The organism is Flavobacteriales bacterium, from assembly GCA_026129465.1.
GTDB lineage: Bacteria > Bacteroidota > Bacteroidia > Flavobacteriales_F > PHOS-HE28 > PHOS-HE28.
The window spans coordinates 1,914,671-1,930,514 of sequence record JAHCIA010000001.1; the positions used below are offsets into that span (position 1 = coordinate 1,914,671).

The window sequence follows — 15,844 nt, forward strand, 5'->3', positions numbered from 1 at the left end:
CGAAGAGCACGAGGTGAGCAGCATGCCTGCGAATCCTACGGCGGCCAATATGAAGAGCAACTTTTTCATCGTTGGTCGTTTTGTCTCTGGGGCCGGGCTGTCTTGGAACGGCCTTCGTCAGTTCAAAGTTAGCCGCCGGAACGCATTGCCCGGCAAAATGTTTCAACAGCGTCTTTGTCGATCTTTCGGGTCCCATGGAACACCTGGTCCCACAGCATAACGCGGCCACCCGGCCAGATGTTGGCGAAGGCTGGTTCGAGGCCCTGGAAGCCGAGTTCCAAACCCCCACGTTCCGGGCCTTGAAGGAATTTCTGCTGGCGGAAAGGGCACAGCACGCGGTCTACCCCCGGGGCCGGGACATTTTCGCCGCTTTCCACCACACCCCCTTCGAGGCGGTGCGCGTGGTGCTCCTGGGGCAGGACCCCTACCACGGCCCCGGCCAGGCGCATGGCCTGTGCTTCTCCGTGCCGCAGGGGGTGCCGCCACCGCCCTCGCTGGCCAACATCTTCGCCGAGTTGGAGCGCGACCTGGGCCTGGCCCGCCCCCCGCATGGCGACCTCACCCGCTGGGCCAGGCAGGGCGTGCTGCTGCTCAACGCCGTGCTCACCGTGCGGGCTGGCCAGGCGGGTTCCCATCAGGGCAAGGGCTGGGAACCTTTCACGGACGCGGTGATCCGCCGCCTGAGCGAACACCACCGGGGGCTGGTCTTCCTGCTCTGGGGCCGCCACGCGCAGGACAAGGAGCGACTCATCGACGGCGGACGGCACTACATCCTGAAGGCGCCCCACCCTTCGCCCCTCTCGGCCCACCGGGGCTTCATCGGCTGCGGCCACTTCTCGCAGGTGAACGAGCTGCTCCAGGCCCAAGGCAAGGCCCCGATCGATTGGCGGCCATGACCATCCTCTTCCCGTCGCCCGGTGCACTTCTGGTGCTGTTCTTATGGGCGGCCAACGGATCCGCACATGCCCAGAAGCACCGGGTGAGCTTCACCACCGACGAGGAGGTCCCCGCGAAGTGGACACGACCCATGGACGTGGGCGCTGCCGTGCAAGTGCCCACGGCCGTGGATGCCCAACTGGCGCTGCTGCACGGCCAAGGATTCCTCGAAGCCCGGCTGGATACCTGCCTGGATGTGGACCATGTGAGCACCTGTCATCTGCTGCTGGGCCGGCCCTACCGCTGGGCGCGGCTGTCGGGCGCTGGTATTCCGGCGGAGATCGCCAGCGAGGCGCGCTTCCGGGAGAAGCTCTACAGTGGCAGGCCCATCACCCCGCGCCAGGTGCAGCGTCTGTTCGACGACCTCCTGCGCTACAGCGAGGACAACGGTCACCCCTTCGCCCGCGTGTGGCTGGACAGCCTGCACGGGGAGAGCGACGGCCTGCACGCCACCCTGCGCCTGGACCGCGGTCCGCTGGTGAAGTTCGACAGTGTGGTGGTGAAGGGCAGCGCGGTGACCAACATGCGTTATCTCACGGCCCATATCGGCATACGGCCCGGCGATCCCTACAACGAAAGCCTTGTGCTCGCCGTGGAGCGCCGCATCCGCGAGTTGCCCTTCGTGTCGCAACGCCAGCGGCCGCACGTGCAGTTCACGCCCGAAAACACCAAGCTCTTCCTCTTCCTCGATGCCAAGAAGGCCAGTTCCATCAACGGCATCCTGGGCGTGCAGCCCGATGCGGTGACCGGCGAGGTGCGCGTGACCGGCGACCTGGACCTGCGGCTGCGCAACGCCCTCAAGCGCGGCGAAGGCATCGCGCTCAACTGGCGCAGCCTGGCCGACCAGACGCAGGACCTGCGCGTGGGCGGCGACCTGCCCTTCGCCTTCAACACCCCCTTCGGCCTCGATGGCAACCTGCGGCTCTTCAAGCGTGACACCACCTTCCTGGAAGTGGTCGCACGGGGCGGTCTCTCGTACATGATGGCGCGTGGCGACCGGGTCACGCTCTTCATCAACAGCAAGAGCAACAGCCGCCTCGGCTCCAACCTGGTGGCGGCGCCAGGCCTGGCCGATGTGAAATTGCTGAGCTACGGCATCGGGGTGCAGCGCGAACGCTTGGACTACCGCTTCAACCCCAGGCAGGGCCATGCATTGCGCGCCGAGGCCAGCGCCGGACGCAAACGCACCAGCACCGCCACCCTGGCACCCGGTGAAGCCCGTGGTGAACTGCGCACCTTGCAATACGACCTGGAGGGCGAGGCCGTGGCCCACCTGCCCCTGGCGCGCCGCAGCACCTTCCGTTTCGTGGCACGCGGTGGCTGGATGGTGAACGACGATCTCTACCGCAATGAACTGCACCGCGTGGGCGGTCTGCGCACCCTCCGCGGCGTGGACGAGCAGTCCATCATCTGTTCGGCCTATGCCGTGGGCACCGTGGAGTACCGCTTCGTATACGAGGAGAACGCCAACTTCTTCCTCTTCGTGGACCAGGGCTGGTGGGAGGATGCCTCGGCCGATGCGTACCGCAAGGACGAACCCCTGGGCTTCGGCGCCGGCACCACCTTCGAGACCAAGGCGGGCCTCTTTTCCATCACCTACGCGCTGGGTCGTGAATTCGGCAACCCCATCGCCCTGCGCGGTGGCAAGGTGCATTTCGGGTTCGTGGCCTTGTTCTAGCCGGGTCATGACAATGGGATCCTCCAGCTATTTTCGATCCGCCATGCGCGGCTTTGGACTTTCCCTGTTGTTGATCTGCGCTTCCGCGAACGCCACGGACCCCGAGCGCGCGCCCGTCCATCCGCACCAGGGCGTGGTGGATCTGTTGATGGAATTCATGGAAATCCGTTATGCAGGTCACGACTTCTCTGGTGACCTGCTGTATGTGAGCGTGCATCGCCAGCTGATGTACCACGTACGCGGCGGGCTGTTGCTACACACCTACCCCATCGCCACCGCCAGCAAGGGCCTGGGCACCAAGCAAGACAGCTACCGCACACCCACCGGCCTGCATCGCGTGTGCGAGAAGTTCGGCGACGGCGTGCCCCCTTATGGCATTTTGAAGGACCGCATCTTCACCGGCGAGCTGGCCGACCCGGACTTCGCGGGCATCGACAAGGACTGGATCACCTCGCGCATCCTGTGGTTGGACGGGTTGGAACCCGGCCACAACCGGGGCGGCGACCGCGACAGCCACGACCGCTTCATCTACATCCACGGCACGGCCAACGAACGCTCCATCGGCACGGCCTCCTCGCGCGGCTGCATCCGCATGCGCAACGATGATGTCATCGCCCTCTACGACGCGCTGCCCGTGGGCGCGCTGGTGGTGGTGCTGGACAATTGAAGCGGCCTGCCTCTAGGGTGCGTCATTGTACTTTCGTGTCCCGCTTGCCATGGACATCCTCAGTCTTGCTCTCGGCCTCTTCGCCGGCCTCGTGGCTGGTTTCCTCGCCCATGCCCGCTGGGCGCGGGGGCTCGAAGAGCGCGCGCTGGCACCGCTGCGCGAACAGCATGCCCGCGAAACGCAGGACCTGACCGCGCGCATCCACGAAGCGGAAGCCAAAGCGGAAAGCCACCTGCGCGAAGCCATGGACAACGGCCAGAAGTTGGCCGCCGAACAGGAGCGCGGCCGGAATCTGTTGGAAAGACTGGAGCAGCAGAAAGGCGAGTTGGAGCAGCTACAGGCGCGTATGACCACCGAGTTCGAGAACATCGCCAACAAGTTGCTGGAGGCGAAAGGGAAACAACTCGGCGAGCAACAGCAGGAACGCCTCGGCTCCATCCTGAAGCCCTTGCAGGAGCGCATCGAAGGCTTCCAGAAGCAGGTGCAGGAAGCCTATCAGAACGAAGGCAAGGAGCGTTTCCTGTTGAAGAGCGAGATCGCCAAGCTGGTGGAGCAGAACCAACGTCTGAGCCAGGAAGCCAATGACCTGACGCGCGCGCTGAAGGGCGACACGCAGGCCCAGGGCGCCTGGGGCGAGATGATCCTGGAGAAGCTGCTGGAAAGCTCGGGCCTGGTGAAGGGCCAGGAGTACCGCATGCAGGAGAGCACCACGCTGGAGGATGGCACGCGGCTGCGGCCCGATGCCGTGGTGATGCTGCCCGACGACAAGCACCTGATCATCGACAGCAAGGTGAGCCTGCTGCACTACGAGCGGTTCACCGCCAGCACCGACGAGGCCGAGCGTGCCCGCTTGCTGAAGCTGCACGTGGAAAGCCTGCGCGCCCACGCCAAGGGCCTTGGTGAGAAGGACTACGCCAAGCTCTACGGCACCCAGGGCGTGGACTTCACGCTGATGTTCGTGCCTCTGGAACCGGCCTTCCTGCTGGCGCTGCGCGAAAGGCCGGAGATCTTCCAGGAGGCCTACGACCGCCAGGTGGTGATGGTGACGCACAGCACGCTGATGGCCACCCTTCGCACCATCCATGGCATCTGGAAGCACGAACGCATCGCGCGCAACCACCTGGAGATCGCCGACCGTGCGGGCAAACTCTACGAGAAGTTCGTCGGCTTCACCGAGGATCTGATCAAGGTGGGCCAGCAGATGGACACCGCCAAACGCAGTTACAGTGACGCCATGAACAAGCTGAGCGTGGGCAGTGGCAACCTGGTGCGGCAGGTGGAAATGCTGAAGGAACTGGGCGCGAAGACCAACAAGACCTTGAGCACCAACCTGCTGCAACGCGCGTTGGAGGAAGAGACCGGGGAGATCCGATGAAAAGTCCGCACCTCATCATCGCTGTCATGATCGCCCTGCTATTCGCGGCGGGCTGTGGCAGCAGCATGAGCAGCGTGAAGCGCGACAACGTGGCCTACCTCTATGGCAAGGGCAGCGCCGCACTGCAATTGCGCGCCCGGGTCCACCACCGCGACGAGCAACACACCACGCTCTATTTCAAGCTGCCCACACGCGACCTGCTCTACAAGAGCGACGGCAGCGGTGGCCCCTTCCGCGCCGTGGTGCGCATGCGCTACGAGGTCTATGCCGACTGGAACGCGAAGTCGCCCATCGACAGCATGAGCACCGTGTTGCAGGACAAGAGCGAGGACCCCACCGAGGAGCGCGAGCTGATCGGCAGTTTGGAAGTGAAGCCTGGCACACCGCGCAATTACGTGCTGCGGGTGACCGCGCATGACCTGAACCGCGACGCGCGCAGTTCGGTGGTGCTGCAAGTATCACGCGATGGCGAGGGCATCCGGCAGTACTTCCTGCCGCAGGACCCGCGCAACGGCCTGCCGCTTTTCGACGATCACCTGGTGGCCGGACAACGTGTGCGTGTACGGTGCGACATGTACAAGGGCCGCGCGCTCTTCGGGTCGCGCCACAGCGTGGAAGATGGCCTGCCCGCACCGGTGTTCACCTCCGGCGGCACACCCCGCGCTTCAGAGCAGTCGGACAGCCTCTTCCAAGTGACCGTGGATACGCTGGAAGGCACCTTCGAACTCGACCTGGAGAAACCCGGTGTGTACCACCTGCAGCCTTCCGCCGCCGATCCACAGGGCTTCTCGCTCTTCGTGCTCACCCAGGCCTACCCCTTCGTGGGCAATGGGCCGGACATGCTGGTGCCCCTGCGCTACATCACCTCCATGCAGGAATACGATCGCATGGCCAAGGCGCCCGATCCGCGCAAGGCTGTGGAGCGCTTCTGGCTGGATGCCAGCGGCGACCGCGAGCGCGCCCGCGAGGCCATCCGCATCTACTACGGCCGCGTGGAGAACGCCAACCGCCACTTCTCCACGCATGTGGAAGGCTGGCGCACTGACCGCGGGCTGGTCCACATCATCTTCGGGAATCCCAACACGATCTACCGGGGTGAGGGCGGCGAGACCTGGATATTCGGCGAGGAGAACAACCTGATGAGTCTCACCTTCAACTTCACGCGCCGCAAAGGCCCCTTCACCGACAATGACCTGGTGCTGCAACGCGACCCCCTGCTGAAAGGCGCCTGGTACCGCAATGTGGAGAGTTGGAGGAATGGAAGGGTTTATCAGAATTGAAGTTGAGGGGCCTGCCCTGCCTACCGCAGGCAGGCTGCCGAAGGCAGGATTGGAGGTTGGAGATTGACCGAAGAAGCACATGGCCAGCGATATCGTCTGTGGGATCCATCCGGTGATCGAAGCGTTGCGGGCGGGCAAGCACGTGGAAAAGCTGCTGGTGCGGCGCGAGGCCGGTGGTGAAGGCTTGCGCGAGATCCGCAACATCGCACGCGATCGCGGCATCCCCTGGCAACCTGTGCCGGTGGAGAAGCTGGACCGCATGACGCGCACCGAGCACCAAGGTGTCATCGCCTTGCTGAGTCCGATCGACGAGCAGGACCTGGGCGAGGTGATCAACGCGGCCTACGAACGTGGCGAGACACCCTTGATCGTAGCATTGGACAGCGTGACCGATGTGCGCAACCTGGGCGCCATCGCCCGAAGCGCGGAATGCTTCGGTGCGCATGCCCTGCTGGTGCCGAAGAGCGGAACGGCGCGCTTGGGCGAGGATGCCGTGAAAACTTCCGCAGGGGCCTTGATGCGCCGCCCCGTCTGCCGCGTGGAAACGCTGCGCGATGCCCTGCGCGAAGCCCAGGGCCACGGCCTGCGCGTGATGGCCCTCACCGAAAAAGGCGCCACCGACCTGCCCCATGCCGACCTCTCCGGTCCGCTGGTGGTGGTGCTCGGCGCGGAGGACCAGGGCATCTCGGACGCCGTGCTGCGCATGGCCGATGTGCTGGTGCGCATCCCCATGGCGGGCACCATCGGCTCGCTCAATGTCAGCGTGGCGGCAGGGATCGCCCTGCACGCCGTACTGGCCACGCGCACCCGCTGACCATACCCATTCGTCGTTCCCCCATCCCTGTCCAGGGGAAGGAGACGCCCTGCCCGTCGATTGCGACCGGCAACCTTTCCAGGCACGCTCCGGTATAAGCGGCCCACATCCAGGCTGCCCCTGCGGAACACTCATCCGCATGGGACCGCGGAAGATCGGACACCCATGACACGCTCGCTCCACCATGTGCTGGCCATCCTCGTGTTGGCCATTTCCTATTCCACGCCCACGCTGAAGGCCCAGGCGCAACGACCCGCCGGCGATGAAATGGTGCTGCTCGTGAAAGGTCTGACGAGTGACACGCGCGATGCCATCGCGAACGACCTGCGCCAAAGCGGTGAAGGGAAGCTGGTATACGCCTGTGTGCCTGCCGGCATCTTGGTGATCGAATACAGCGCTTCCAATGGAGAGGCCCGCCAGCATGCCTTGGCCACGGCCAAGCGGCATGTAGCCGCGAAGGACATCCAAGAACATGGCATAGGCCGGCAGGGTGCCGAAACACGATGCGCACAAGCCCGCGCACAACGATGACCGCCATGGAGAAGACCCGGAGACGAGCCCACGCGGTTCCAGCGATCATGGAGATGAGGAAAACCATCAAAATCATCACGCGATTTGCCGCCCTGCTGGGTGGTTTCGTGTTGTGTGGAGGACTCCTCCATGCGCAGCTCACCGTTTCACCGCAGTCCGACCCCTTGGAGTTGGCCCGTGCCATTACCGGTCCGGGTGTGCAGATCGGCAACGTGCTGATCGACTGCCATCCCCAGGGCTATGGCGAGTTCAGTTACAGTGGCTCCGTGCTCGGCGTGCAGGAGGGCATCCTGCTCACCACAGGCACCATCGGCAATGCCGTGGGCCCGAACAATGTGGAGAACAAGACCTTCGAACAGAACGCGCCCGGCAGCCCGCTGCTGAACATCGTCACGGGGCGCACCACCTACGACGCCTGCCGCTTCGAGTTCGATGTGATCCCCGGCGGAGATTCACTCAGCTTCAACTTCTCCTTCGCCAGCGAGGAATACAATGAATGGGTGGGGTCTCAGTACAACGACGTGTTCGGCTTCTTCATCAGCGGCCCGGGCATCACCGGCGACCCCGGCATCGCGCCAGAGAAGAACATCGCCCTGCTGCCCGGCACCAACGACGCCGTGGCGATCAACAATGTGAACAATGGCTCCAACGCGGCCTACTACCACGACAACGCGGGTGGGCAGCACATCCAGTACGACGGTCTGACGCGGCACCTGCGCGCCGTGGCCGAAGTGCAACCCTGCCAGACCTACCGCCTGAAGCTCATCGTGGCCGACGCCAGCGACCGCAAGTATGACAGCGGCGTGTTCATCGAGCGCATCGAGAGCAACAGTGTGTCGATGACGGCCCTCACCTCCAGCGGCTTCACCAACCTGGTGGAAGGCTGCAACGCAGGCATGGTGCGATTCAACCGGCAACTGGTCACCGCCGATCCCCTGGTCGTGCCCTTCTTCCTTACGGGTACGGCCCTCAATGGAGTGGACTATCCGCTCATCGGCGACCCGGACCCCTTGGTGGCCAAGACGGCCACGATCCCCCCCAATGCCGCGAGCGTGGATGTGCACTTCAACCCCATCGCTGACGACATTCCGGAAGGCATCGAGCATATCCGCGTCCACCTCAGCTCATCGGTCTGTCCAGGGTTCCATCTGGACAGTCTTGACCTGCACATCCAGGATTCGCTCTTCGCCACGGTGAACACCCCCTTGCCGATCTGCCCCGGAGGTTCCACTCAACTCACCGCGGCGGGCGGTCTCACCTACAGCTGGAGCCCCGCCACCGGATTGAGCGCGACGAACATCGCGAACCCGATCGCTTCGCCCGCCACAACGACCATCTACCAGGTGACGATCTCGGCCGGTGCATGCAGCGAGACCCTTTCCACCACGGTAACCGTCAGCGACATCACGCTGGGTGCGGTGATCACACAGCCACTCTGCCAGGGCGATCAGAACGGCGCGATCAACCTCTCGTTGAGCGGCGGTGCGCCCCCCTACACCTTCGCCTGGACCGGCCCGAACGGCTTCACCGCCTCCACGGAAGACCTGGTGAATGTGGACCACGGCACCTATACCGTGACCGTGACGGATGGCGCAGGATGCACGCGCGTGCAGAGCTTCAATGTGAACACACCCGCCGCGCTCCAACTCACTACCACCGCGCCAACCCTGCCCTTCGGCCAGAACATCTCCTGCACGGGTGGCCTGGACGGCAGCATCGACCTGACCGTGACCGGTGGCGCGGCACCGTACATCTACGCCTGGAACGGCCCCAACGGCTTCACAGCCAGCACACAGGATATCACAGGCATCAGTGCCGGCACCTACACGGTGACCGTGACCGATGCGAAGGGATGCACCGCCATCGCGGAGCGCACGCTGGTTGAACCACCCGCGCTCGACATCTCCTTCACGAACATGCAACCCACGTCCTGCCCGGGATCCACGGATGGTGCCGCGACCGCCGTGGTGAACGGTGGCATGCCGCCGTACTCTTTCAATTGGAACACGAACCCGGCCCAGACCGGCGCCACCGCTTCAGGCCTGGCCGCGGGGAACTGGGTGGTGATGGTCACCGACGGGTATGGATGCCAGAGCAGCGCCACGGTGACGACCGTGACCGGCAGCGCACCGATCACCGTGTCGTTCTCCAACGTGAGCAACGTGATCCAATGCCAGGGTCAGGGCAATCCGCACGGCACGGCCACCGCGGTTCCCAATGGGGGAACACCACCCTACAGCTATTCATGGAACACGCTCCCGCCGCAGAACACCGCCATGGCGGATTTCAACACTGGCGGAACATGGACCGTGACGGTGACCGATGCCAACGGATGCACTGGCAGCAACAGCATCACCGTGCAGCAGCCGGGCCAGCCCACGATGTCGATCGTATCTCAGCAGAACGCCAACTGCTTCGGCGTGTGGAACGGTACGGCCACCGTGCAGATCAGCGGGGGATCCAACGTGCAATCGATCACGTGGAATACCGTACCCCCTCAAAACGGCAACACGGCCACCGGTCTCGCACCCGGCACCTACATCGTCACCGCACATCATGCGGACGGTTGCCAGACCGTGGCCAGCGTGACGATCCTTGGCCCCACAGCACCGCTTGAAGCGACGATCGCCAGTTCCACGAACGTGGTCTGCTTCGGTGATGGCCAGGGCAGTGCCACCGTGAATGTGAGCGGTGGCACGGCGCTATACAGCTATTCATGGAACACCACGCCGGTCCAGACGGGAGCCATCGCCACCGCGCTTGCGCCAGGCACCTGGACCGTGACCGTGACCGATGCGAATGGTTGTACGACCAACGCCTCTGTGAACATCGGCGGACCGGTCGCACCATTGCAAGTGGATGCCGAAGTGCTGACGCACGTGCTGTGCTTCAGCACCACCGACGGCTCCGCTTCGGCTTCGGCCAGCGGCGGCACCGCTCCATACACCTACAGTTGGAACACCTCGCCCATACAGACCACCTCGGTGGCGGCGGACTTGCCCCCAGGCACCTGGACCGTGACCGTGACCGATGCGAACGGCTGTACGGCCCAAGCATCCGTGACGATCAACGGCATCGATGTGGACCTGGAGGCCTTCGTGGAGAGCTGGACCCCGATCTCCTGCTTCGGCGCGAATGACGGCAGCATCACCATCACCATCGTGGGCGGCAGCGGATCCTACTCCGTGGTGTGGAATACCGAACCTCCTCAAACGGGTGTCACGGCCACGAACCTGCCACCCGGCGACCACACCGCCACGGTGACCGACAACAACGGTTGCGCCGTGCCCAAGTACGTCTTCTTCACGCTCGGCGGTCCGGATGGCCCCTTGACCATCGATGCGCTGCTGAGCGACTTCAACGGCTACAACGTTTCATGCCACAATGGTTATGACGGCAGCATCGACATCACCGTTACCGGCGGCAACTTCCCCTACACCTATGTCTGGACCGACGACCATGGCAACATGACCGGGGTGGAGGACCTCTCCAACCTGGATCCGGACAACTATTACCTCACGGTGACCGACGCTGGTGGATGCGTGGTATCCACCTCCTGGACACTCACCGCACCGCCTGCGATCCAAGTGACCGCGGACATCACCACGGCCGATTGCCAAGGCAGCCCCACCGGTGCCATCGATGCCTCGATCACCGGCGGCGTTTCGCCCTACTCGTTCGCCTGGACCGGCCCGAACGGCTTCACAGCCAACACGCTGGACCTCTCCGATCTGGAAGCCGGCGTGTACACCATCACCGTGACGGATGCCAACGGCTGCACGCTGGCGGAGGCCTTCGACGTGAATGAACCCGGAATCTTCCAAGTGGATGCGGTGCTCAGTGCATACCCCGGCAGCTGGAATGTGAGCTGCGCGGAGGCCACCGATGGCAGCATCGATGTGTCCATCACAGGCGGTACCGGGCCATACAATTACGCATGGACCGGTCCCGGTGGCTTCACCGCCAATACGGAGGATCTCTCAGGCATCGGCAGTGGCACCTATACGCTCACCATCACCGATGCCAACGGCTGCGGAACACTGGCCTCCTACACCATGCTCGCGCCTTCGCCGCTCAACATCAACCTGTCACCGCTGCTGACGAATGGCTACCACATCGATTGCCATGGCGCGAACAGCGGTGGCATCGATGCGACGATCACCGGTGGGACGGTGTTCTACACCCTCTCGTGGGCCGGGCCTGGTGGCTACACGGCCGGGACGGAGGACATCTACAACCTTTCGCCAGGCACGTACACGCTGGAGGTGACCGACACGAACGGCTGCTTCGCGCAGGCCTCGGTGACCCTGGTGGAACCACCGCCGATCGCGGCTGTTCCCAGCACATCCATGCATCCCAGCGGTGATGCGGTGGCCTGCCACGGCGCATCCACGGGCACCATATCACTCGCCATCACCGGCGGTGTGGCCCCGCACAACGTGACCTGGGCAGGCCCCGGAGGCTTCACCGCCTCGGGCGCGAACATTAGCGGGCTCGCGGCCGGCACCTACCAGGCCACCATCACCGATGCGAATGGTTGCGTCTACCAGACCTTCGTGACGCTCACCGAACCTGATGAGGTGGCGCTGGACTTCACCGTCACCGACCACAATGGCAGTGGTGTGACCTGTGCTGGCGCCATGGACGGTGCCATCAGCATCAGCGCCACGGGCGGTGCTGGCGGTTTCGCCTTCGCCTGGACCGGCCCCGGCGGCTACACCTCCTCGCTACCCGCGATCAGCGGTATCGGCGCGGGCACCTACCAGGTGACCATCACCGACGCGAACGGTTGCACATCGCAGCAATCCTTCAACTTGACGGCACCGGACGCGCTCGATGCCGGCCTGGCGCTCTCGAATTTCAATGGCAACAATGTCAGCTGCCATGATGCCAGCGACGGCACGATCACGCTGAGCATCGCCGGCGGCACCGCCCCATGGACGATCGCCTGGTCAGGCCCGGACGGTTTCTCGGATGACGGCACCGACCTCAACGACCTGCATCCCGGCATCTACACCGTGGTGGTCACTGACGCCAACGGCTGCGTGCTGGAAGCCTCCGCCAACCTGACCGCTCCCGCTCCGGTGACGATCGACCTGCTGGTCTCCTCCTACATCGGAGGCGCCAACGTGAGCTGCTCCGGCGCCGACGACGGTTCGGTGGACCTCGCTGTAAGCGGCGGCACCGGGCCATATTCCTACAACTGGTCCGATGGACTGGGCTTCCTCTCCAATGACGCGGACATCAGCGGTCTCGCACCTGGCACCTACACCGTGGTGGTCACGGACGCCAACGGCTGCACCGCCACGGATGAGGCGACCCTGCAGGCGCCCGACCCCATCGGCATCGACGCCACGTTGAGCTTGGCGAACGGCAACAACATCAGCTGTGCCGGTGCCACCGATGGTGCCATCACGCTTGATGTGACCGGCGGTACCGCACCTTTCAGTTTCAGCTGGAGCAATGGTGCGGACAGCCAGGACCTCGGCGATCTGGGCGCCGGCACCTACGAAGTGACCGTGACCGACGCCAACGGGTGCGTGGCCACGAGCGCCTGGACACTGACCGCGCCGGAGACCCTGGCCGCACAGGCCACAGCCACCATCCAGCCCGGCGGTTTCAACACCACCTGCCATGGCGTGAACGATGGCGCGATCAATACGAACGTGACCGGTGGCACAGCGCCCTATGCTTTCCAGTGGAATGGACCAGGTGGCTTCAATGCGAACACGGACGATATCACGGACCTGGTCGCGGGTGAATACAGCCTGCTCGTGACCGATGCCAATGGATGCGTCACCGCGCTGGAAGTGATCGTGTCGCAGCCGCAGCCCATCGCGGTGCAACTGCAGGCGACGACCTGGAACGGAGGCCAGCACATCACCTGCTTCGGCGAGGCGGATGGTGCGGTGAGCGCCGGCATCACCGGTGGTGTGCCAGGCTACACGCTGGTCTGGAGCGGCCCCGGTGGTTTCACCTCCGGCGATGACATGCTCACCGGCCTGATCGCCGGCACCTACACCCTGCTGGTGACCGACGACAACGGATGCACAGGAACCCAGAGCATCACGCTCACTGAGCCCCAGCCGCTGGAGGTCTCGGCCATGCTCAGCGAACTCGATGGTGGTTTCCAAGTGAGCTGCGCGGGCGACGATGGTTCCATCACCATCACGGTGGATGGCGGTACGCCGGCACACCAGTACAGCTGGACCGGGCCGAACGGTTTCGGCTCCACTGCGCTGAACTTGAACGGCCTTGGTGCCGGTACCTATCACCTGACGGTGACCGACGCCAACGGCTGCATGCACGAGTCGAACCACACCCTGTTGGCACCAGAGCTCATTTCGGCATCCTTCAGCATGACGCCGAACACCTGCCCGGGCGATGATACCGGTTCGATCTCGCTGACGATCGAAGGCGGTGCGGCGCCCTACACGCAGCAATGGAGCGGTCCCGATGGCTTCACCAGTTCGGACCTGGACATCACCGGACTCGCCGCAGGGTCCTACACGGTGTCGATCGACGATGCCATCGGCTGCGGAGGAAGCTTTACCGCGGTTCTCATCGGACCGGCACCGATCGAAAGCGGCACCTACGTATCCTTCTATGGCCAACACAACATCGCCTGCGTGGGCGACAGTACGGGCGTGATCGAACTGACGCCCCAAGGCGGTACCGCGCCCTATACCCTGCAGGTGGATGGCCCGGATGGCTTCAGTTCCACCTCGCCCGAGTTGAGCGGACTGCCCGCGGGCATCTACTTCGTGCATATCACCGATGCGAACGGCTGTGTGATGGACACCACCATCACACTCACCCAGCCCGAGCTGGCCATCGACGTATCGCTGGAGGTCTCCGTTTACCCGAGCGGCACCAATGTGAGTTGTCACGGCGCGGCCGACGGCTGGATCCTCGCCACGGTGACAGGCGGTACGGGCGACTACATCTTCCTGTGGCGCGGACCCGACAGCCTGGAATGGAACACACCCTTCATTGATGGACTCACGGCCGGCGACTACGCCTATGAACTGGTGGTGACGGATGAGAACCAGTGCACCTATTTCATGGAGGTCACCCTCACACAGCCTGAAGCGCCGATCACCGCCAGCTTCGCGCTGAGCGAGTTCCCCGGTGGATACAACGTGCCATGCAGCGACGCCACGAACGGCAGCATCACTTCGATCGCGGCCGGTGGAAATGGCGGCTTCACCTGGTCGTGGAGCGGTCCGAACGGATACAATTCCACCGATCAGGACATCAGCGGCCTGGCCCCCGGCACCTATACCGTCACGATCACCGATATCAACGGCTGTGAATTCGTGGAGGAGCTGACGATCATCGCGCCTGAACCCCTGGCGATCGACCTGGGGGCCTCCACCTTCCCCAGCGGCACGAACATCTCCTGCCATGGCGCCAATGACGGCTCCATCACCGCTATGGTAAGCGGCGGCACACCCGGCCACGTGCTTCTTTGGAACGGCCCCGGCGGCTTCCAGAGCAGCTCGGCCATGATCACGGATCTCGCGCCCGGCACCTACTGCCTCACGGTGACCGACGCGAACAACTGCACCACGCAACAGTGCATCATCATCAGCGAGCCTGCTGAAATGACCGCCAGCGCCACAACGACATCCGCCTCCTGCGGCCAATCCATTGGAGCGGTGGACACACAGGTGAGCGGCGGATCGGCACCCTACACCTACCAGTGGGCGCATGGTCCCACCACCGCAGCGCTGAGTGGGCTCGATCCGGGAACCTTCCAGGTCACCATTACCGACCTCAATGGTTGTACGGCCACGGTGAGCGCCACCGTGACGGGCACACCCGGGGTGATGGCCGAAGCTGATGTGGTGGACAACCTCTGCCACGACGGAGCCGAAGGGAGCATCGCGCTCACGGTCACTTCGGGTACCGCGCCCTTCACCTACGCGTGGAACAATGGCGGGCAATCCGACCTGCTGGAGAACCTCAACGCCGGCCTCTACAGTGTCACCGTGACGGACGCCAATGGCTGCGTCTTCACCGGCAGCTGGCAGGTGGTCCAGAACAGCGCGATCGTCATCGGCACCTCGCTGTCCACCTACAACGGTGGATACAATATCAGCCATTACGGTGGTACGGACGGCAGCATCGACCTGCAGGTGTCCGGTGGCACGCCTCCCTACAGCTACGACTGGTCCAACGGCGCCAACACCTCCTCCATCCATGGCCTTCCAGCTGGCACCTATATGGTGGTGGTGACGGATGCGAACGGCTGCGAAGCCATGCTCACGGTGGTCCTGACCGAGCCGAACGACCTGGTGATGCCCACAGGCTTCAGCCCGAACGGCGATGGCGCCAACGACTTCTTCGTGATCCAGGGTCTGGACGCCTACCCGGCCAACACGTTCGTGGTGCTCAACCGCTGGGGCAACGTGGTGTACGACCGCCTCAACTACCGCAACGATTGGAACGGCGAGAACAGCCAGGGCCAGGCGCTGCCCAACGGGACCTACTTCGCCATCCTGAAAGTGAACGACGGTGCCCGCACGCTGCAGGGTTATGTGGACCTGCGCCGATGAAC

Annotated in this window: 8 protein-coding genes; all 8 read left to right on the forward strand. The window is 64.1% G+C overall.

Features of this window, described 5'->3' with window-relative positions:
- Positions 1-194 precede the first annotated feature (194 nt).
- The 8 genes from ung (at position 195) to KIT10_08215 (ending at position 15,842) form a co-directional block, all read left to right on the forward strand.
- Complete coding sequence (gene ung, locus KIT10_08180; protein MCW5899235.1) at positions 195-896, forward strand: uracil-DNA glycosylase; 702 nt, start codon at positions 195-197, stop codon at positions 894-896.
- Positions 893-2,614 carry a BamA/TamA family outer membrane protein gene (locus KIT10_08185; protein ID MCW5899236.1) on the forward strand — a complete coding sequence of 574 codons (1,722 nt, stop codon included), beginning with the start codon at positions 893-895 and terminating at the stop codon, positions 2,612-2,614. Before ung ends, KIT10_08185 begins: the two co-directional genes overlap by 4 nt.
- A gap of 43 nt (positions 2,615-2,657) precedes the next feature.
- Positions 2,658-3,281 (forward strand): L,D-transpeptidase, encoded by a 624-nt coding sequence (locus tag KIT10_08190; GenBank protein MCW5899237.1) that lies wholly within the window; start codon positions 2,658-2,660, stop codon positions 3,279-3,281.
- A gap of 49 nt (positions 3,282-3,330) precedes the next feature.
- The gene (gene rmuC, locus KIT10_08195) at positions 3,331-4,656 is read left to right on the forward strand and encodes a DNA recombination protein RmuC (protein MCW5899238.1); all 1,326 of its coding nucleotides are present in this window, start codon (positions 3,331-3,333) and stop codon (positions 4,654-4,656) included.
- Between the two features lie 26 nt (positions 4,657-4,682).
- Entirely contained in the window at positions 4,683-5,936 is a 1,254-nt protein-coding gene (locus tag KIT10_08200; GenBank protein MCW5899239.1) for a GWxTD domain-containing protein, read from the forward strand.
- 79 nt (positions 5,937-6,015) lie between these two features.
- A complete protein-coding gene (gene rlmB / locus KIT10_08205; GenBank protein ID MCW5899240.1) occupies positions 6,016-6,750 on the forward strand; it encodes a 23S rRNA (guanosine(2251)-2'-O)-methyltransferase RlmB in 735 nt (244 codons plus the stop codon).
- 165 nt (positions 6,751-6,915) lie between these two features.
- Positions 6,916-7,281 carry a hypothetical protein gene (locus KIT10_08210; GenBank protein MCW5899241.1) on the forward strand — a complete coding sequence of 122 codons (366 nt, stop codon included), beginning with the start codon at positions 6,916-6,918 and terminating at the stop codon, positions 7,279-7,281.
- A gap of 53 nt (positions 7,282-7,334) precedes the next feature.
- A complete protein-coding gene (locus KIT10_08215; GenBank protein MCW5899242.1) occupies positions 7,335-15,842 on the forward strand; it encodes a choice-of-anchor L domain-containing protein in 8,508 nt (2,835 codons plus the stop codon).
- Positions 15,843-15,844: the final 2 nt, after the last annotated feature.

Bases quoted from the DNA above. Each gene is read 5' to 3' on its own strand.
- rmuC (MCW5899238.1), top strand. From the start codon at position 3,331: ATGGACATCCTCAGTCTTGCTCTCGGCCTCTTCGCCGGCCTCGTGGCT.
- rlmB (MCW5899240.1), top strand. From the start codon at position 6,016: ATGGCCAGCGATATCGTCTGTGGGATCCATCCGGTGATCGAAGCGTTG.
- KIT10_08210 (MCW5899241.1), top strand. From the start codon at position 6,916: ATGACACGCTCGCTCCACCATGTGCTGGCCATCCTCGTGTTGGCCATT.
- KIT10_08215 (MCW5899242.1), top strand. From the start codon at position 7,335: ATGAGGAAAACCATCAAAATCATCACGCGATTTGCCGCCCTGCTGGGT.
- KIT10_08185 (MCW5899236.1), top strand. From the start codon at position 893: ATGACCATCCTCTTCCCGTCGCCCGGTGCACTTCTGGTGCTGTTCTTA.
- KIT10_08190 (MCW5899237.1), top strand. From the start codon at position 2,658: ATGCGCGGCTTTGGACTTTCCCTGTTGTTGATCTGCGCTTCCGCGAAC.
- ung (MCW5899235.1), top strand. From the start codon at position 195: ATGGAACACCTGGTCCCACAGCATAACGCGGCCACCCGGCCAGATGTT.
- KIT10_08200 (MCW5899239.1), top strand. From the start codon at position 4,683: ATGATCGCCCTGCTATTCGCGGCGGGCTGTGGCAGCAGCATGAGCAGC.